This window comes from Psychrobacter sp. JCM 18900, from assembly GCF_904846625.1.
Classification (GTDB): domain Bacteria; phylum Pseudomonadota; class Gammaproteobacteria; order Pseudomonadales; family Moraxellaceae; genus Psychrobacter.
This window is the reverse complement of the sequence record NZ_CAJHBL010000003.1, coordinates 513,432-532,622: the sequence shown is the minus strand read 5'-3', so window position 1 is coordinate 532,622 and position 19,191 is coordinate 513,432. Positions and strand designations below refer to the sequence as shown.

The window sequence follows — 19,191 nt, the reverse complement described above, 5'->3', positions numbered from 1 at the left end:
TCTTGTCGTTATTATTTGACGTCTTGTCTATTTACCCATTTGCCTATCATTGTTCTGCTACTAGTTAGTCTACTGTCAGCCAATCAGGTTTACGCTTTTGCAAAAACGCTTGTACACCCTCGCGACCTTGCTTTGATGAGCGGATATCAGCGATACCTTTGACCGTGTCAGCAATCAGCTCATCTGTAATAGGTGCACCAGCGACATCGTGTAATAGCTGTTTGCAGGTTTTTACCGCGTCAGGGCTATTTTTGACGACCTTGTTACAGAACGCAGCCACTTCATCGCTTAGCCACTCTTCGCTAACACGCTCATGGATAAAGCCAAGCTGACGCGCCTTTTTGGCATCAAATACTTCAGCACTTAAGAAATAACGCTGCGACGCTCTAGCACCTAGCGCGCGGATAACATAAGGACTGATAGTGGCAGGTGCCAACCCTAAACGCACTTCGCTGAGGCAGAAATTAGCAATTTTGACCGCGATAGCCACATCGCAAGCAGCGACCAAACCCATGCCACCTGCGTACACATCGCCTTGAATAGCCGCAACTGTCGGCTTAGGACATTCATAAATAGTCTTAAGCATTTGCGCCAATTTATCAGCATCCGCTAGATTCTCTTCATAGCTATAGTCCGCCATGGCACGCATCCAATTGAGATCAGCACCTGCACAAAAAGCCTTGCCAGCAGCCGCTAGCACAATGACACGTACCTCATCATCAGCACCAAGCGTATTGAACGCATCGGTTAGCTCGGCTATCATTTCATCATTAAATGCATTACGTATCTCAGGACGATTTAACGTCACTGTCGCCACGTGCTGCTCCACTTTAACCAGTAGGCTTTTATAATTTTTATCACTGTCTTTTTGCATAACTTTCTCTATATTTTTTATGTAAATACTCAAATAAACTCTTGGTCAATCCATAATAATGTTAATACAAGGAAACCAAGTACAAAGACTAAGCGTAGATGTACAAACCATACTTCAAATGAAGTTGACGCAGTAGTCGCTTATTATGGGGAGACCTTAGAACTCCTACATTCTAAAGACACCAAACGTCGTCTCTTCAATCGGCGCGTTATACGCAGCGCTTAATCCTAAAGCCAATACACTGCGCGTATCAGCAGGATCAATTACGCCGTCATCCCACATACGTGCGGTGGCATAATACGGATGACCTTGCTCTTCGTACATTTCGCGAATCGGCGCTTTAAATGCCGCTTCGTCCTCATCGCTCCACGCTTCACCTTTGCGATCAAAGTTATCACGTTTGACCGTTGCCAGTACTGATGCAGCTTGCTCGCCGCCCATGACAGAGATACGGGCATTTGGCCACATCCATAAGAAACGCGGGCTATAAGCACGGCCACACATACCGTAGTTACCAGCACCAAACGAACCACCGACGATAACGGTGAATTTTGGTACTTTGGCATTAGCCACCGCCATTACCATCTTGGCACCATGACGAGCGATACCTTCGTTTTCGTATTTGCGGCCAACCATGAAGCCAGTAATGTTCTGGAGGAATACTAATGGGATTTTGCGCTTACAGCACAGTTCGATGAAATGCGTCCCTTTTTGCGCTGACTCACTGAATAAGATACCGTTATTGGCAATAATACCAACAGGCATCCCTTCGATATGGGCAAACCCGCACACTAGCGTCGTACCAAAGCGTGCTTTAAACTCATCAAAGGCACTGTCATCAACGATACGGGCGATGATTTCTCTGATATCAAACGGCTTGCGCTTGTCCGTTGGAATCACACCATAGAGTTCTTTGGCATCGTAACGTGGCGGACGTGGTGTGATTTGATTAGGGATGTTTTTCGCAGGGCGATTTAGATGACTGACGATATTACGGGCAATCGATAACGCGTGGGTATCGTTTTGCGCTAGATGATCAACCACGCCTGACAGTCTAGTATGTACATCACCGCCACCCAAGTCTTCTGCGGTAACTTCTTCACCCGTTGCTGCTTTGACTAGTGGTGGACCACCCAAAAATATCGTACCTTGCTCTTTGACAATAATAGACTCATCGCTCATGGCAGGCACATAAGCTCCGCCAGCCGTACAGCTACCCATGACCACAGCAATCTGTGGAATGCCTGCCGCACTCAGATTGGCTTGATTAAAGAAGATACGGCCGAAATGCTCTTTATCAGGGAACACATCATCTTGATTCGGTAAGTTTGCACCACCTGAATCAACCAGATACACACATGGCAGATGATTTTCTTGCGCAATCTCTTGCGCACGTAGATGCTTTTTGACCGTCATTGGATAGTACGTGCCGCCTTTTACCGTGGCATCATTACAGACAATCATACATTCGATGCCATTGATACGGCCGATACCTGCAATCACGCCAGCCGCCGGAATCTCTTCGCCATACATATCATGTGCAGCCATCGGTGCCACTTCTAGGAACGGTGTACCTACATCCAATAAACGCTCGACGCGCTCACGTGGTAACAGCTTACCACGCGCTAGATGTTTGGCTCGTGCGCGCTCTGAGCCACCTTGGGCAACTTTACGCAAGTGTACATACAGGTCATCGACTATCTCTTGCATCGCGGCACTGTTTTGCTGAAAATCGCTTGAGTTTGGACTCAGTTTACTGGTTATGATAGCGCTCATGATATCCCTTTTTTTCTTATACATAGATAGATACGTAGCTGTGAGTAGCTTTTTATATAAATGATACTAACTACTATTTTTAAGCGTTGCTCACATATAGTCGATTCAATTTAAAAGTAGTACAAGGCAACCGAGTGCAGATGTATGTGTGATACTTCAAGCGAGATTAACGCTGTAATACTTTTATAGTGAAATGAATATGGTTAGTCTTTTGTTTTTTAGAGCAGATAAGTAAGCTTACTACAAACCCAACTCTTCTTTCATTTGCTCAATGATTTTATATTTTTGAATTTTACCAGTGATGGTCATTGGATATTCAGTCACAAAACGATAGTAGGTCGGCACTTTATAATGAGCGATATGCTCACTACAGAACTCGCGTACTTCTTGTTCAGTCAAGCAGCCAGGCTCTTTCGGAATAATCCACGCCGCGAGTACCTCACCATAACGCTCATCTGGTATACCCACGATTTGTACATCACGAATCTTTGGATGACGATAGAGGTAATTTTCAATTTCTACCGGATAGATATTCTCGCCGCCGCGAATCACCATGTCTTTACTACGGCCGACGATTTTTACGTAGCCATCTTCATCCATTGTGGCCAAGTCACCCGTATGCATCCAACCATCTTGGATAGCTTCACGCGTTTTAAAGCGGCTACCCCAATAGCCTTTCATCACTGAATAGCCTCGTGTAAGCAGCTCACCTGTCTCGCCCAACGGGACAATTTCACCTGTTTCTGTATCGACGACTTTCACCTCAAGCGCAGGCTGTACCAGTCCTACCGTCGAGACTTGTTTATCAAGTGGCGTGTGCTCATTGGTCTGGCAAGATACTGGACTGGTCTCTGTCATACCATAGGCAATGGTGACTTCGCTCATGTGCATCTTATCGATGACACGGCGCATAACTTCAATCGGACAGCTAGACCCGGCCATAATGCCCGTGCGCAAGGTAGACAAATCAAAGTTTTCAAATTCAGGATGGTCAAGCTCTGCGATAAACATCGTTGGCACGCCGTGCAGACCTGTACATTTCTCTCCTTCGACTGCTTGCAATACGGTTAACGGCTCAAAGCCGTCGTTTGGATATACGATACAACCGCCATGTGTGAGAATCGCTAGATTACCAAGCACCATGCCAAAACAATGATACAGAGGTACTGGAATACACAGCCTATCCTCTTCAGTGAGGTTCATGGCCTCACCGATGAAGTAGCCATTGTTAAGGATGTTACGATGGCTTAAGGTTGCGCCTTTTGGTGTACCTGTCGTACCACTGGTGAACTGTACATTAATAGCATCGGTGTTTTTAAGCTGGGCTTGACGCTCAGCAACACGCGGATCGTTGGCATCGCCCTCGCTCATCCACGCAGAGAACTTTTGCATAAAACCGAAGGTCTCTTCAGACTCTGGCTCATCAATCCAAATGATGCGTTCAATCGTCGGAATCTCAACCAAATCAAGCTGAGTGTAGTCTTTGTGGTAAATTTCAGGACACAGCTCACGGATTAAACTGGCATAGTCACTGGTTTTGAAATGACGCATCAGTACGAGCGCTGAGCAGCCCAGTTTATTTAAGGCATATTGCAACTCAAAAGTACGGTAGGCAGGATTGATATTAACGAGGATAACGCCGACTTTTGCTGTAGCCAATTGCATGAGCAACCACTCAGCATTGTTATGTGACCATATACCGATACGATCGCCAATCTCTAATCCCATTTCAATCATGCTACTGGCTAGCTGATTCACTTGCTGCTGTAGCTCACGATATGTCCAGCGGATATTTTGATGGCGGACGACCAGTGCTTCGCGCTCAGGATATTTAGAAACAATAGCATCAAAAAAGTCACCGATTGTCGCTTCAATCAGCGGTACATCAGGACCTTTGTCATAGCTTTGAGTAAGTGGTGCGTTGGCTGAGCGTGCGCCCATATTGATACTAGGAATGTTGTTTAAAATAGTGTCGAAGTCAACGCGAGTCGAATCGAAATCAGGAGTTTGAGTCATAACGAGTCCTTTCGTTTTACTTTTTATATTATTTATAAATAGCACTTATTGATAGCCTGCGTGCAAACCTTCTTCCTTGGGCAGGTCTTACATAGCATTCAGCTACTATAACGCCATCAATGAAAGCCTGTCAACAATATCAATACAGTATGTATCATTTAATTAGACAGTCTGCCTTTCTACTTAGTAAAAGGTAGCATAGAATCATGGCAAATATTTGACACGAAAAAGCCAGCCACATTATAAGTAATGGGCTGGCTCGATCATCAACACTGTCGTTTAACTGAATTTTCTGGAAAGCATCTAATAAAGGAAATCACTTATAAATGATATGCTTTTATTAGTTTTTCAAAAAACGGTATTGCAATCGTTATGCTTTAGGAACTGCAGGCGCCTTAATCGTTACCGTTGCGCTAACGGCTTCATTATCATCGATCAAATCCATGATTAGCTCATCATCACTTTCAGTCTTCACTTGCCAATTGCCCGCTGCTTGCGGTACGCCCGTCACCATCACAGAGATGGCTTTGTTCTTAAGGCGAATCATCGGCGGCTTATGATCATAACCGCTGTGCTCGTGACCTAAGATATCATCAGCGATAGTCGCAGCCTGCGCGCGTAATGGCGCAACATAACGACAAGCCACCCCATTGATAGACATACAGTCGCCGATGGCATAGATATTCGCTGCATTGGTACGCAACGTCGCTGCATCCACCACAATACCCGTACGGCGATCGAACTCCACACCAGCCGCCGCAGGTAATTGCTCATCGACTGTCAGACCTGTACTGGCAATCACATGATCTACAATCAGTGGTTCGAGCGACTGAGTATCAGTATTGTCTGCATCCGATGATAACGGTGCATAGTCTACTTGTAGTTTCTCGCCATCTTCGCTGTCATTATTATCATCGTCACTAACACGAGCGACAGCTGATACTTGATAACCACCTAAGAATTGAATACCCTGCGACTCGATTGCTTTGGCGATACGTGCTGTTGCTTTTGCTGGTAGCATCTGCGAAAGCGGTGCATCATTTAAATCAATGAGCGTTACTTTATGACCAGCTTTAAGTAGGTCTTCTGCGATTTCTGTACCCACCATACCAGCACCAACGATCGCAACATGCTGACTACCTGCTGCTAGCTTTTCTTGTAGCTGACTAAAACGCTCGATATGATTGACATGCCAAACCAAATCTTGCGGCAGACTTTTAGGGAAGATAGGATGAGCACCCATCGCTAGCACCATTTTCTCATAGCCGATAGTCGTCAGTGTATCATCTGACTGCGTAGTAGAGCGCACCTGTACGGTTTGGCTCACTGGATCAATATCTGTCACTTGCGTATTGGCTAACAACGTCACTTCTGCTGTGTTCGCCGCTTCGCTACCAGATGCCCGTACTAAGTCTGATGCTCGTTTGTTTTGGCTGATTGCCATCGTCAACATCGGCTTGTGATAACGGTCGCCACTATCAGCCGTGATTAATGTGATTGGAACCTCTGTGTCTTTGGCACGAATGGCATCAATGACATGCCAGCCTGCCAGTCCTGCACCAATAATAACCACACCTTTTTTTGCTGCTGTGCTCGATGCTACAGATAGGTTTTCTACGCTCATATAAACTCCAATATGGTTTATGAATTATTTTAATTATCAAAAATATTGACCGCTATTGTATCAGTAAACAGCCATTCACTCACCTATCTAACAATTCACTTAGTCAATATCGAATTCCATGCGATGTGCTGTTGCACGCATGGTTTCACTATCTATTAATTTTTCTATACAGTATAGACTTGCATGGATGCCTGCACTTATCCCCGCTGATGTGACGATATTACCAGTATCATCACTGGCATCTACAAAACGCGTATGCGAGATCACATCGATATCAGGATAGGATGCTAAATTATCCAAGTCCATCCAGTGCGTGGTTGCTGACTTACCAGCTAGCAAACCTGCCTTAGCCAACAGCAACGCTCCTGTACACACTGAAAGCGTCAGCTCTGCCAAACTTGCTTGAGTGATAATCCAGTCAATTACCACCTTATTATATATTTCTGTTTTTTCGGCACCGTAACCACCAGGGATGATTAAGACATCAATGTCTGGATGCTTGGCAAAACTATAGTCAGGAATGACTTGCAGACCATTCCTAGCGGATATCGTTGCTTGGTTCTCGGCAATAGTGATAACCTTAAAGTGCTTATCATCACTAGAACTGGCAGCATTTTCAGCCAACGAAAACACCTCAAAAGGCCCTGCAAAATCCAATACTTCTACTTCATTGAACAGTAGTATGCCGACGGTTCGTTTTAGCGTCATATTCAATCCTAATTCAGTTAATAACGTTAAATAAAATTAAATTTATCTATATTATGATTACTATCTTTTCAAATTTGTTTGATTAATCAGATGAGACATTTCATTTGCTTTTGCCGTTTGCGATTTCTCTAATTCGGCGACTATTCCCGCTCTATTTTCAGCGGCTTTATAGTCTCAAAGATCTCTTCTTTGAATTCCTTGTGTGTAGATATCATAAGCCCCAAATCGTTTTTCAAATAACTATACAAAAAAGGCTAAATACAAAGCGCCCTATTAAAGATAGCGTTTAACCGTCTTTAATAGGGCGCTTTGTATAATTATTAGCAGTGGAAAGAAAAGTAAGCTTTAGAACATGTCTTTATCTTAGAAATACTGCTATAAACAATCGTAAATCAAAGTGTATTTAATGATTTAAAATCTTCGACAAGAACATCTGCGCACGGTCACTTTTCGCGCCTTCAAAAAACTCATCCTTACTACAGTTTTCTACGATATGCCCTTCATCCATAAAGATGATACGATTGGCTACCTGACTGGCAAAGCCCATCTCATGCGTCACACACATCATGGTCATACCATCACGAGTCAGCTCGACCATCACATCTAGCACCTCCTGAATCATCTCAGGATCAAGCGCGGAGGTTGGCTCATCAAACAGCATTGCGACGGGATCCATGGCTAACGCTCGTGCAATCGCAACACGCTGCTGCTGACCACCAGAGAGCTCCGCTGGATATTTCGCCGCTTGTACCGTCAGACCAACACGGTCTAGATAGGCCATCGCTTTTTGTTTGGCCTCAGACTCTTTACGACCCAACACTTTGATTTGTGCCACAGTCAAATTATCAATAATAGTCAAATGTGGAAACAACTCAAAATGCTGAAACACCATGCCGACACGGCTACGTAACTTAGGTAAATTAGTCTTTGGGTCACCGACAGAGATGCCATTGACCATGATGTCACCCTTTTGAAAAGGCTCAAGTCCATTCACTGTCTTAATCAAAGTTGATTTACCACTGCCCGATGGACCACAAACAACAACGACATCACCTTTATGTACATGCGCTGTACAGTCAGTCAGTACTTGAAAATCTCCATACCATTTGCTGACATTAGATATCTCAATGACCATCTCATCACTAGCATGACCACTATTGGTAACCAGCCCGCCAAAGGCATTTAAGTACGTATCAGCATTGCTCATCACTGGCTCCTAACCACATTATTTTCGATAATCATTATTTAAAAAAGGTAAATCAAACGCTCAATCCAAGCTCTCAACACTCAAAAGCGCAAGCGATAAGCGTATCAAAATAACTATATTAAAACCGCAAACGCTTTTGTAATTGTTGCACACCAATAGAAGCACTTAAGCTAATCACAAAATAGACAGCACCAGCACCTAAGATATACGGCGTGAGTAATCCCATTAGCTCACCGCGAACGTAGGCTGCGCGGAAAAAGTCGGTCAAACCAATCGCAAATACCAGTGTCGTATCTTGGAATAAGATAATACACTGCTGCAAAATCAATGGCAGCATCTTACGAAAGGCTTGTGGCAAAATGACCAGACGCATGGTCTGCCCATAAGTCATGCCAAGCGCTTTTGCCGCATTGACCTGCCCGCTACCAATCGATTGAATACCAGCACGCACCACTTCTGAGAAATAAGCGGCCTCAAACATCATAAAGGCGACCACACAAGAGGCAAACGCAGCATCGAGCTGCAGGTACTTACCCGCTACCCAAAGATAAATCATCGGTACGGCAAAATAAAACCATAGCAATACCAGTAGCAGCGGTACGGAGCGGAAGTAATTGACGTATAGCTTTGCTGGAATTTCAAGCAATTTAATGCCTGACAAGCGCATCAATGCCAGTACAGTTCCTAAACTGATACCGCCTAAAATAGCCAAAAACAGCACTTTTAAAGTGGTAAGCATGCCACCCATCAAACCAGGATAGGCTGTTGCCAATTCGGTCATATTCATTTCTGACCTCCCGCAATAAGCCCAGGCACACGCAATTTACGTTCAATCAACCCCATAATAGCGATCAAGGATAAATTGAAAACTAAGTAAATAATCGTCGCGTAAGTATATATCTCGATACTATTTTGAGTATATTCGCTGATGGTTTTGGTTTGGCTAATCAGCTCCATTACCCCCACAAGCGAGGCCACAGAAGCGTTTTTGAAACAGTTCGTTAGCTCAGAGCTGAGCGGTGGCAAGATAATACGAAATGCCTGCGGTAGCAGTACTTCTTTATAGACTTGTGGAATGCTAAACCCTAACGCATAGGCCGCATTAATCTGTCCATCTGGTAATGACTCAATACCTGTCCGCACCTGTTCAACAATACGAGCAGCGGTAAATAAGCCCAAACCAATACTGGCTGATAACATGGCTGAGGTATTCGGAGACAAATCCTTATACCACCATTCTTGTATCGTCGGCGTGAGCCAGCCAGGCGCGATATAAAACCAAAAGAACAGTTGAACAAGCAGTGGAATATTACGAAAAAATGTCACATAAGCCGTACCGATTGCACGAGCGGTATTGTTGGGCAATGTACGCATGATACCGAAGATAGTACCGACGACCATCGCGATAGCCCATGCGATACTACCAATCAATAGCAGCCAGCCAAGACCAGTGATCATCCAATGGATGTAGAGCTCGTTGCCAATACCAGTCTGCTCAAAGAGCACACCCCAGTTCCAGCTATAATTCATGGTTGTCTCTCCGAGCAACGATTGATAAGCCTATACGTCAAATAAAATTACTGGCTATCTGAACGTATAGGCAAGCTATGTTGAGGGACAATGAGCGTTACTGCGCTGCTGCTTCTTTAGGCTGAGCGCTGTCATGCGGATTGGCAATCAAGGCCTTTAAGTTGTCTGACATCTCAAAGTTTAGATTGACGTTCTTTGGTGGGATTGGGTTCAAGAACCACTTGTCATAAATGCTATTGATTTCGCCTGAGCTAAAGACATTAGCAAGTGCTTCATCGACCACAGCTTTGAATTCAGGATCATCTTTACGCATCATACAACCATAGATTTCAAACGATTGCGGCGTACCGACGATGACCCACTCATCAGGATTTTTTGCTTTGGCTTTTTCGCCTGCAAGCAATACATCATCCATCATAAAGGCATCAGCGCGACCATTTTCTAGCATTAGGAAGCCTTCGCCATGATCTTTTGCTGAGATGATATTGGTATCCATTTTATTATCATCGTTGTACTGACGGATATAACGCTCTGAAGTCGTACCTGCTGTCGTTACCAAGGTTTTGCCTTTTAGGTCTTCAAAATCTTGAATACCAGAGTCTTTTTTGGTCAACAGACGCGTACCAATTTCAAAGAAACCATTAGAGAATGCAACTTGCTTTTGACGTTCTTCGTTATTGGTGGTTGAACCACACTCAAAATCTACCGTGCCGTTTTGTACCAATGGGATACGAGTTTGCGAAGTGATTAGGTTATAGCGAACGTTAAGGTCTGGCATGTTTAGCTTTTGCTTAACGGCTTCAACCACTTTCATTTCCAAGTCGTGCGCATAGCCAATCGGCTGATTAGGATCATCAGCGATATAAGAAAAAGGAATAGAGGAATCACGGTGACCGACGACAATAGTGCCAGAGTCTTTGATTTTCTGTAGCGTACCGTTAGTCGTGGTTTCTGTCGTCGCTGCATCATCTGCTGGCGCATCGGTGCTGGTCTGGCTGCTGTTATTACATCCCGCTAAGCCTAATGCCATAACAGCAGCTAAAGTCAACGGTTTGGAAAATGAGTATGTCATGAAATACATCCTTTTATCGCAAGATTGAGTGAGTGCTTGGACGACATAGGTCTGATTGACCAGACTGCCCCGCATCCGTACGGTTGTTGCTGTTGTTTATCACAATGCAACTTAATGTTACTGTACAACAAATTTGCAGTAGAGGGTGAATTTTTTTTGAGAGAGTACATATTTATGAATATATTTATATTCTAACTATAAGATGATGGCTTATAGCGGCTATCTACTCAGAGTTTTGTACAGACAGCTGCTTGGTTTTTTAAACCCATTATTGACAATTACTACTCATAATCGTCAAAACAGTCTACTAAGTGAGATTGATAAATCGGCAGTAATCCCCATAAAGCAAACAACTTCTCTATACTACAAATGACTTATGACTCAAGATATCCAAGTCCCAAATACGGACAGCCAAACTATTGGCAACCATAGCAGCAACGACATTCGCCAACGTTTCTTTGTTGAAGACTCGCCCGTGCGCGGTGATGTGGTACGCCTATCACGCAGCTACGCGAGCACCATTGCACAAAAGCCCTACCCTGAAGCCATCAAACGCTTATTGGGTGAGATGCTGACCGCAGCGAGTTTGCTAATCAGTACGGTCAAAATCAATGGTCGCCTGTCTATTCAGTTGCAATCATCAGACAGTGACAGCTTACTAAACTGGGCGATGGCAGAATGCGATCAAGACGGTATCATTCGTGCGCTTGCTAGTTGGAAAGGCGAGACGGATGAGCAAGTACAAGCGTGGGACAATATGACCCATGCCAAAGAAGCCTTTGCAGAGCTTGGTGCGATGGGACAAGGCGTATTGTTTATCAACATTCAGCCTGATGGCGGTGAGCCATACCAAGGTATCGTTGAGCGTAGCCATGACAATCTAGCGGACTGCTTAGCGCATTATCAAAAGCAATCAGCCCAGATTCCAACATTGATTAACTTGGCATCTGATGGCCTGCAAGCCGGTGGTATCTTGGTACAAATGCTACCGCGTACTGCTGAAGAAACGTCTGAAGTTGAGCAAAACCAAGATGCAGGTATCGACGATGATTTATGGACGCGCTTGTCTGTATTGACGCGCACGGTAAAAGCAGAAGAGCTAACGACACTGGATGCTAACGAAATCCTTTATCGCTTGTATCACGAAGAAAACATCGTGGCCCCTGAGCCTGCCCCTCTGTCATTTGGTTGCACTTGCTCACGCGAGAAGTGTGAAATGGCAATCGAACAAATCGGTGAAGCAGAAGCATTAGATATCGTCGAAGAGCAAGGCGGTACATTTGAGATGGATTGTGGATTCTGCGGTGAAGTCTATAAGTTCAATAAAGATGATGTAGCAGCAATATTTGCTGAGTAAGTTTTTTCTTATTTGCTATAAATCAGCCTTTGTAGAAATATAAAAACCCCTCAAGCATGATGCTTGAGGGGTTTTTGTATTTATCATTAAATCACTACACCGCTACATCTAAACTTCTGGGATAAGAGTGTATGCGCGGACGTCCCGCATAGTCACTTCGACCATTATCAAGTAGCCATTCAACAACCTGTTCGCGTACTCGTCTACTATGAATTAAGTTCATATGATTGACGCCATAAAACACTGCTTTATGACCATCTGGCACAAACAAAGCATGCTCAGCGTCATCTTCACCTAAGGCTGAAGCCACCGATACCAAACTGTCTCCTAGCAGATCCGTTACCTTAGAATCATAATGCGTCTCAAGCAAAGCACTGGCGACAAAGTAAGTCTTGATACCACTTGGCAACCGTGCAGGATGGCGAAAGTCTTGTGGCAACACGCTACGTCCTTCTAATGCTTTCCAATCTGCATCCCGAATACTGCCATGACGCAGATCGATAATACCGGCACTGCGCATATCCCCGAGCTTAGCCAGTGAGCCTGCAAACGGCAGCTTGGCAATGATGTCTTGTACATAATTACCGATACGCTCAAGCACTGCCCCATGATGCGGCGAACCTAGCGTGATGAGATTGCCCACGCGTTTTATCCAATCTAGGCGGTCTTGCTCGCCATAAAACAGTGCACTGCGAGAGACCAAACCACCCATACTATGTCCGACCAGATCTATCTGACTGATATTTGGATTGTCATCGACCAGCGCTTGTAGTAATTGAGAGAACTTGCGACCGCTACGTGAGATACGGCGACCTGTATTGTAATCCAAATACAGCACCGTGGTATCAGGCTGGCTAACATGAATGGCCTCGCCTAAATCATTACCTGCTTGTGCTTGCCAGCTTAAATGACTCATACATAGACCATGGCACAAAATAACGATACGGCCTGATAGCACTTCATTCTGTGGTTTGCCGTCTTGAGTGTATAGCATCATCGGAATGGCGAGCGCATTTTGGTTGTTGACCAAATGATCACCTATGACACCATTGAGCACATTGACCAGTTTTTTTAGTGAGTCCGGTAGTGGCTGCACTGACTTTTGGAGAATCAGGTTTTTGTATATGCGTAGTACAGACGCTAGATTATTACCGACCATTTGCATCACATGACGTATCGTGCCATATATACGTCCAGTAAATCCGCGCGACCATTTATTTAAATGTTTGTCATTGAAGCGGCCTAGCGGACGCAGAATAACTTCACGATGAATGGCTTCTACGATTTCTGTAATCTCAACCACACCCATGGTAGCGAGCTGGGCCAATCCTTCAAAAAAATTAGCCAAAGACACAGGTGTTTTGTTGATTTCATCGCTGTCATCCGAATCTGCCAGTAGCTTGACCAGCTCATCCATATCGATGGCTTCGAGTTGGTCGATTTGCTCATATAGATGACTGTGTAGCGGTACACTCGCATCTGGGACAAAATGCGCATCGAGCTCATGATGAGTACGAGTATAGCTGCTATCGTTTTGAGCGTCGCTGTCACTAACACCGTCGTTATAAAACACATTTGGACTGCTCATAATATTTGCACATTCAGCGAGAAAAGTAATGGTCTATATTATCCTGTAACTGCAGCAAAGAGAAGTGAATGGTTTGACTTTAGATCGGGATGACGACTAGCAGAGCCAGATTACTGATAGACGGTCTCGTTAGCCATCAAATCAATATAATAATAAAAAATCCCAAGTCTTAACTTGGGATTTTTATGGTTGTGAGCATTTTAGTTGTTTCTATTATTCGCCTATAGCTTATCTATCTATGTCGTGCTATCAGCCGTATCAAATGACTCTGCCAGTATGACATCACCATCCTCGCGAGTAATCATCACAGTCGCTGAACGAGGTATACTACCACCAGCGACAGCGCCCCATGTGTTGCCAGGATGCTGAATATTGATAAACAGCGTTTTGAAATCTGGCGCCATGGTGATACCTGTTACTTCGCATCCTTCAGGACCGACAAAGAATCGTTTGATATTGTCATTGCTAGCAGATGTGCCGACTCGGGTTGACTGCCCTGCCGATGTGGTCGTCATCGAGCCATCACTGACCTTACCCGGCAGAGCCGCAAGCAACATACAGCTACTGGTATCGGTATAAGCGCCGTCATCTGTCTGAATCCATAAGACACCGCGCGGGTCAAAATATAGCCCATCAGGTGAAGAAAAGTCATTATTATCATTTAATTGAGAAAGGTTTTCTGCTGATAAGTCACTTGGCGCACCAAACAGATAAATATCCCATTCAAAGCTCGTTGCGGCATGGTCACCGCCTGCTTCTGCCCAGCGAATAATGTGACCATTGTCATTACCAAGTGCTTTTCCGCTTGACTGATAGCTACGCGGATTGGAAGCTGAGACAGGCTGATCGTCACGTACGCCGCGATATTTATTATTGGTCAATGTCACATAGACATCGCCCGTCATAGGACTGACCGATACCCATTCAGGTCGATCCATCTTAGTAGCACCAGCAGCATCGGCAGCGGCACGGGCGAAGATCAATACTTCATCTTGTCCATTGAATGGCAGTACACTATTAAAAGCATCCAGTCCGTTTTGACCGTGGACAAGGGCTTTCCACTCACCGCTACCATCTTCGTTAAATACCGCCACATATAGCGTGCCGTCATTCAGATATTTGTCACCTGCTTTTAGTCCGCCGCCGATGTCCGAGTTTGACCACATCGCTTTGGAGACAAACTTATAAATGTACTCACCTCGGGCGTCATCACCCATGTAGAAAACTACTGGCTTACCTTGCTCGACAGGAGCATACGCGCAGTTTTCATGAGCGAATCGGCCCAGTGCAGTGCGTTTCTGCGGTATAGAGTTTTGGTCAAATGGGTCAATTTCAGTAATATAACCGAAGGTGTTAAAGCCGTAGCGATAATCTTCCGCAGCACTGGCACCGACTGCGGTCATATCCCAGCGTGAGAACTCGTCTGCTATTTTAGCATCCTTTGCCTCTGGGGTATGCCATAGATACTCCCATCCTGGGAAGTCCTCCACCGCACCGTAGCGCTCGCGCGCATAGTTATCACCAGCGCTCAATTGACTAGCATCCTGTCCACGGGCAAACACACCCAAGAAGTTCTCTTCGGTAGTCAGATAAGTACCCCACGGTGACAGACCTGCGCCGCAATTGTTATTGATACCGCGAGTCTGATAGCCTGTCGGATCAAACTTGGTCTTGACCAGAGCAGAGCCTGCCACAGGGCCAGCCAATTGTGCTGTTGTACTACTGGTGATACGGCGATTGTATTTAGAATCAGGTACCATCTCATAACCCATACCATCTGCACGGCGAGTTAACTCAACCACCGAGACGCCATGACAGTTGACTTCACGGCGGACGTCGCTCGCGAGACGACGGTTTTGAAAAATAGGCGCAGCATCGTTATCTTGAGTGACGTAATAGCCAAATGGGCTAAGCTCACTGCTATTAACGTATTCATGGTTCATGACTAGCAAGCTATTTTCTGACGCTTTAGCATCGTAAGCGTTACCGTTTTTGCCAAAGAACCACATCCCATCATGGTTGTCACCCATACGCCATTCAAATGACTCTGCTGATTGCTCGCGATTGTCTTTCCAATCCTCGATACCAGAGTTCAGCGGTGTACCAAGCGGTAATATCATCTCTGCCTTGTAACCTGCTGCTACGGTCATCGTATCCGCTGTTGAATGCGCGACTGCCTCAAACTTTAAGGTATTAGGACGCTTCAAATCACCTTGTGCAGGGATAGCGGCATTATCGTCATTACCAACAATACTGTTATCATCGTCTTCACTACAACCGACCAAAGGTAATGCGCCAAAAAACGCAGCAGCCGTCAACCCTGTGCCACCTTTTAGGATACTACGGCGGTTCAATCGACGATTGATAATCGTCTGAAAGTCAGTATTATTAGTAGGATTTGAGTCTTCAACCACTTCGTGGGCAAGCGTTCGCTCATTGTTCAATAATGTCATTATCAGTCACCTTGCTATTAGGCTAGATTGGCAGAGAGTTGATCGCGGCTTTATAATTACGACCACAAAAATACGAATTCCGCTTAAGTCTACTCAACCTTTATGACAGCACGCTGAACAATAGGTGACAAACTGATGACAATCGACTGTACTGATGATTATTGAAAAATAGAATGGTTAGATAGTTAGCATTGTTTGGCAGTTAGCAAATTCAAAAAATAAATATAAAGGCTTAAAAGCAAAAACCCCAAGCAATTGCTCGGGGTTTTTAATATGTGTTTGTTATTGCAATCAAGCTTACTGTACTTGCGACACCCACTCATGAGCACCCAGTTTTAGTTTAAGCTGATCGCCTGCTTGCAACACACCAACGCCGCTTGGCGTACCAGTCATAATTACATCCCCTGCTTGCAAGCTAAAGGCATGACTGATATTGACCAGCAATTCATAGACAGGAAATAGCATTAAGGCACTATCGCCATCTTGCGTTAACTTATCATTGATAGATAGCTGATACTGTACACTTTGCAGATTGCCAAACGCTTGTGGGTCGAGCCAATCAGCAAGGACGCAAGCTCCGTCAAAACACTTAGCACGCTCCCACGGATGACCTTTTTCTTTTAGCTTGCTTTGCAAATCACGCAAGGTCAAATCCAGTCCCAATGTCACGCCACCAATGGCTTGCTTAGCTTGCTCAATCGTCGCCCTAGATAAATCAGCTGATAGCTGAATACATAGCTCGGCCTCGTAGTGAGTCTCGCCAAATAACTCTGGACTTGGGCGAACCACATCACCACGGATAGAGACCACTGAAGACGCAGGTTTCATAAACAGTATCGGTGTGGTTGGTACTTCATTGCCCAACTCTGCAGCATGTGCCGCATAGTTGCGACCGACACAGACAACTTTACCAATAGAAGCACGTAATCTTTCATTATGATTGATAGCGCCCTGCTCGGCATTGACACCAGCTGCAATGGCGTTCGCTAATGACTCGTGTGGCGATTGGCTCATACTAAACTCTCCCTGTAAATGATGGCTATTTTATCAGCAGTCCATACTATATTGTCTACAGTGACTTTGACGATTTTTAGTTGCTAACTATTAACTATTAACTATTAACTATTAACTATTAACTATTAACTATTAACTATGGAATCGTATTGGTCACCACATCTGGTGGTACATAACTGGCATGACGGTTCATACGCTTTTCAAACATTCTAAAGCTAAACAAGATAACCCACGACAGCAATAAATAGACGATACCAGCGGCAAAGAATAGCTCCATCAAGGTATAGGTACGCGCACTAATCGTACGAGCAACACCTGTGATATCCATCAATGCAATAGTCGAAGCGAGCGCACTACCTTTTAGCATAAAGATAACTTCGTTACTGTATGCTGGAATCACAATACCAAATGCGCGCGGCAGCGTAACGCGTGTTAACTTTTGCCATTTAGACATACCAAGCGCATCAGCAGCTTCAAGCTCTCCAATAGGAATCGTCTGAATCGCACCGCGTATAATCTCGGCTAGATAAGCACTGGTATTGAGGGTAAAGGCGATGATGGCGCACCAATATGCTTGGCTGAGTACTGGCTCCCATAAGAACGACTCGCGTACGGCCTCGAACTGACCCAAACCGTAATAAATCAGGAATATCTGTACCAGCAGCGGCGTACCACGGAAAAAGAAGATATACAGAAACGGTAGTATCTGTACCACCCAGTTCTTAGACAGTCGTAATAACGCCAAAACCAAACCAAACAGCAATCCAATCACACCTGAAAACAAGACCAGCTGTACGGTCAACACCGCGCCGCCTAGTAAATCAGGGATATGGTCAAAAATGACCTGCCAATTCCAATCCATAGTAACTCTCCTCTACCCTATGGTCGATTGACTGTGAGTGGATTGACGGCTTATCTTTTTGGCATAGCGTGCCGCAGGATTGGCACGCCACTCAAGCCACATCATAAAGCCAGTAATCAACATGGTCAGACCCAAATAAATAATCGCTGCTGCCATATAAAAGGTAAATGGCTGCTGTGTAGACTGTGCCGCACGCGATGACTGATACATGATGTCCTTGAGACCCACGACCGATACCAATGCGGTATCTTTAAGCAGTACCAGAAATAAATTTCCCAGACCTGGTAAAGCAATCTGCCACACTTGCGGCAAAGTGATGCGATAAAAAGTCTGAAAAGGACGCATACCAATCGCTTGCGCAGCCTCTCGCTGCCCTACTGGAATCTCTTGAATGGACATGCGAAAAATCTCAGTCGCATACGCACCAAAAGCAATAGACAGTGCCATGACACCACCCCAAAAAGCGCTAATTTCGACATAGTCGTTATAGCCGAACTTTTTGAGGATGCTCATCAATAAAATAGAGCCGCCATAGTAAATAAAGAGCACCAATAGCAGCTCAGGAATACCGCGCATCGTCGCAGTATAGACAGTCGCAAGTTTACGCAGCAACCAGATATTGGACATCTTTGCGGTTGCGCCGAGCAAGCCTAAAGCCAGACCAATGATTAAACTGGTCACAGCTAGCTGTATGGTGACGGTAGCGCCGCTCAATAAAAGCGCGCCAAATCCTTGTAAGTCAAACACGATTATCCACTCAGTCTCTTTATATTAGCAATTAAGGCATGTCTTCAATTCAATCGATAGACATCTAAATGGTTTAAAAACGGCTAAATCTTGCCAAACGGCGTCAAATAGCTGACTAATATCTCGATATTATTTGCGCTATTTTTCTTGTTTGACTGCAATTTATCTCATTTTTATTACCATTTTTAAAATGAAGACACGCCCTAGCAAAATATGAGTTAAAAGAATCAGCATCAATAGCTGAACGCGGCGAAACACCGTATTTTATACCAAATCAATAGGGATGGTCGGCGTCAAAAAATGACGTCAGAAGAATACGATTAACGCTGCGATAATTGACACAGTAGAAATGAGCGCTGATTT

15 protein-coding genes are annotated in these 19,191 nt (G+C 44.7%); 1 reads left to right on the top strand and 14 read right to left on the bottom strand.

The features are described 5' to 3' along the window. Nucleotides 1-64: 64 nt before the first annotated feature. From JMX96_RS07830 to JMX96_RS07790, 9 genes are all read right to left on the bottom strand, one after another. Nucleotides 65-874 carry an enoyl-CoA hydratase/isomerase family protein gene (locus JMX96_RS07830; protein WP_201568427.1) on the bottom strand — a complete coding sequence of 270 codons (810 nt, stop codon included), beginning with the start codon at nt 872-874 and terminating at the stop codon, nt 65-67. Nucleotides 875-1,039: 165 nt separating this feature from the next. Continuing rightward, a complete protein-coding gene (locus JMX96_RS07825; protein ID WP_201568425.1) occupies nt 1,040-2,650 on the bottom strand; it encodes a carboxyl transferase domain-containing protein in 1,611 nt (536 codons plus the stop codon). Between the two features lie 240 nt (nt 2,651-2,890). Then, nucleotides 2,891-4,666 carry an AMP-binding protein gene (locus JMX96_RS07820; RefSeq protein ID WP_201568424.1) on the bottom strand — a complete coding sequence of 592 codons (1,776 nt, stop codon included), beginning with the start codon at nt 4,664-4,666 and terminating at the stop codon, nt 2,891-2,893. 370 nt (nt 4,667-5,036) lie between these two features. Further along, nucleotides 5,037-6,290: an FAD-dependent oxidoreductase gene (locus tag JMX96_RS07815; protein WP_191114695.1), complete on the bottom strand. Its 1,254-nt coding sequence runs from the start codon at nt 6,288-6,290 to the stop codon at nt 5,037-5,039. Between the two features lie 99 nt (nt 6,291-6,389). Next, a complete protein-coding gene (locus JMX96_RS07810) occupies nt 6,390-6,998 on the bottom strand; it encodes a DJ-1/PfpI family protein (RefSeq protein WP_201568423.1) in 609 nt (202 codons plus the stop codon). 403 nt (nt 6,999-7,401) lie between these two features. After that, complete coding sequence (locus JMX96_RS07805) at nt 7,402-8,133, bottom strand: amino acid ABC transporter ATP-binding protein (protein ID WP_057762314.1); 732 nt, start codon at nt 8,131-8,133, stop codon at nt 7,402-7,404. Between the two features lie 190 nt (nt 8,134-8,323). After that, the gene (locus JMX96_RS07800; RefSeq protein ID WP_201568422.1) at nt 8,324-8,992 is read right to left on the bottom strand and encodes an ABC transporter permease subunit; all 669 of its coding nucleotides are present in this window, start codon (nt 8,990-8,992) and stop codon (nt 8,324-8,326) included. Next, the gene (locus JMX96_RS07795; RefSeq protein ID WP_201568421.1) at nt 8,989-9,735 is read right to left on the bottom strand and encodes an amino acid ABC transporter permease; all 747 of its coding nucleotides are present in this window, start codon (nt 9,733-9,735) and stop codon (nt 8,989-8,991) included. The genes JMX96_RS07800 and JMX96_RS07795 overlap by 4 nt, the downstream gene beginning before the upstream one ends. 97 nt (nt 9,736-9,832) lie before the next feature. Continuing rightward, on the bottom strand, nt 9,833-10,807 hold the full coding sequence (locus JMX96_RS07790; RefSeq protein WP_180958124.1) for a glutamate/aspartate ABC transporter substrate-binding protein: 975 nt from the start codon (nt 10,805-10,807) through the stop codon (nt 9,833-9,835). A 376-nt stretch (nt 10,808-11,183) separates the two neighbouring features. Between JMX96_RS07790 and JMX96_RS07785 the strand changes: the two genes are divergently transcribed. Further along, nucleotides 11,184-12,164 carry an Hsp33 family molecular chaperone HslO gene (locus JMX96_RS07785; protein ID WP_201568420.1) on the top strand — a complete coding sequence of 327 codons (981 nt, stop codon included), beginning with the start codon at nt 11,184-11,186 and terminating at the stop codon, nt 12,162-12,164. A gap of 94 nt (nt 12,165-12,258) precedes the next feature. Here the strand turns inward: JMX96_RS07785 and JMX96_RS07780 are convergent, their stop codons facing one another. The 5 genes from JMX96_RS07780 to JMX96_RS07760 all read right to left on the bottom strand — a co-directional run bounded on the left by JMX96_RS07780 (nt 12,259) and on the right by JMX96_RS07760 (nt 18,828). Next, complete coding sequence (locus JMX96_RS07780; RefSeq protein WP_201568419.1) at nt 12,259-13,752, bottom strand: alpha/beta fold hydrolase; 1,494 nt, start codon at nt 13,750-13,752, stop codon at nt 12,259-12,261. Nucleotides 13,753-13,988: 236 nt separating this feature from the next. Then, a complete protein-coding gene (locus tag JMX96_RS07775; RefSeq protein ID WP_201568418.1) occupies nt 13,989-16,205 on the bottom strand; it encodes a PhoX family protein in 2,217 nt (738 codons plus the stop codon). Nucleotides 16,206-16,502: 297 nt separating this feature from the next. Next, nucleotides 16,503-17,219 (bottom strand): fumarylacetoacetate hydrolase family protein, encoded by a 717-nt coding sequence (locus JMX96_RS07770; RefSeq protein WP_201568416.1) that lies wholly within the window; start codon nt 17,217-17,219, stop codon nt 16,503-16,505. A gap of 136 nt (nt 17,220-17,355) precedes the next feature. Further along, on the bottom strand, nt 17,356-18,081 hold the full coding sequence (locus tag JMX96_RS07765; protein ID WP_101205569.1) for an ABC transporter permease: 726 nt from the start codon (nt 18,079-18,081) through the stop codon (nt 17,356-17,358). A 12-nt stretch (nt 18,082-18,093) separates the two neighbouring features. Next, a complete protein-coding gene (locus tag JMX96_RS07760) occupies nt 18,094-18,828 on the bottom strand; it encodes an ABC transporter permease (RefSeq protein WP_057758316.1) in 735 nt (244 codons plus the stop codon). Between the last annotated feature and the right edge of the window lie 363 nt (nt 18,829-19,191).

Excerpts from the sequence above, each read along its gene's own strand:
- JMX96_RS07775 (WP_201568418.1), bottom strand. The coding sequence starts at position 16,205 with ATGACATTATTGAACAATGAGCGAACGCTTGCCCACGAAGTGGTTGAA.
- JMX96_RS07780 (WP_201568419.1), bottom strand. The coding sequence starts at position 13,752 with ATGAGCAGTCCAAATGTGTTTTATAACGACGGTGTTAGTGACAGCGAC.
- JMX96_RS07795 (WP_201568421.1), bottom strand. The coding sequence starts at position 9,735 with ATGAATTATAGCTGGAACTGGGGTGTGCTCTTTGAGCAGACTGGTATT.
- JMX96_RS07810 (WP_201568423.1), bottom strand. The coding sequence starts at position 6,998 with ATGACGCTAAAACGAACCGTCGGCATACTACTGTTCAATGAAGTAGAA.
- JMX96_RS07805 (WP_057762314.1), bottom strand. The coding sequence starts at position 8,133 with ATGGTCATTGAGATATCTAATGTCAGCAAATGGTATGGAGATTTTCAA.
- JMX96_RS07765 (WP_101205569.1), bottom strand. The coding sequence starts at position 18,081 with ATGGATTGGAATTGGCAGGTCATTTTTGACCATATCCCTGATTTACTA.
- JMX96_RS07830 (WP_201568427.1), bottom strand. The coding sequence starts at position 874 with ATGCAAAAAGACAGTGATAAAAATTATAAAAGCCTACTGGTTAAAGTG.
- JMX96_RS07815 (WP_191114695.1), bottom strand. The coding sequence starts at position 6,290 with ATGAGCGTAGAAAACCTATCTGTAGCATCGAGCACAGCAGCAAAAAAA.
- JMX96_RS07820 (WP_201568424.1), bottom strand. The coding sequence starts at position 4,666 with ATGACTCAAACTCCTGATTTCGATTCGACTCGCGTTGACTTCGACACT.
- JMX96_RS07800 (WP_201568422.1), bottom strand. The coding sequence starts at position 8,992 with ATGAATATGACCGAATTGGCAACAGCCTATCCTGGTTTGATGGGTGGC.
- JMX96_RS07770 (WP_201568416.1), bottom strand. The coding sequence starts at position 17,219 with ATGAGCCAATCGCCACACGAGTCATTAGCGAACGCCATTGCAGCTGGT.
- JMX96_RS07825 (WP_201568425.1), bottom strand. The coding sequence starts at position 2,650 with ATGAGCGCTATCATAACCAGTAAACTGAGTCCAAACTCAAGCGATTTT.
- JMX96_RS07790 (WP_180958124.1), bottom strand. The coding sequence starts at position 10,807 with ATGACATACTCATTTTCCAAACCGTTGACTTTAGCTGCTGTTATGGCA.
- JMX96_RS07785 (WP_201568420.1), top strand. The coding sequence starts at position 11,184 with ATGACTCAAGATATCCAAGTCCCAAATACGGACAGCCAAACTATTGGC.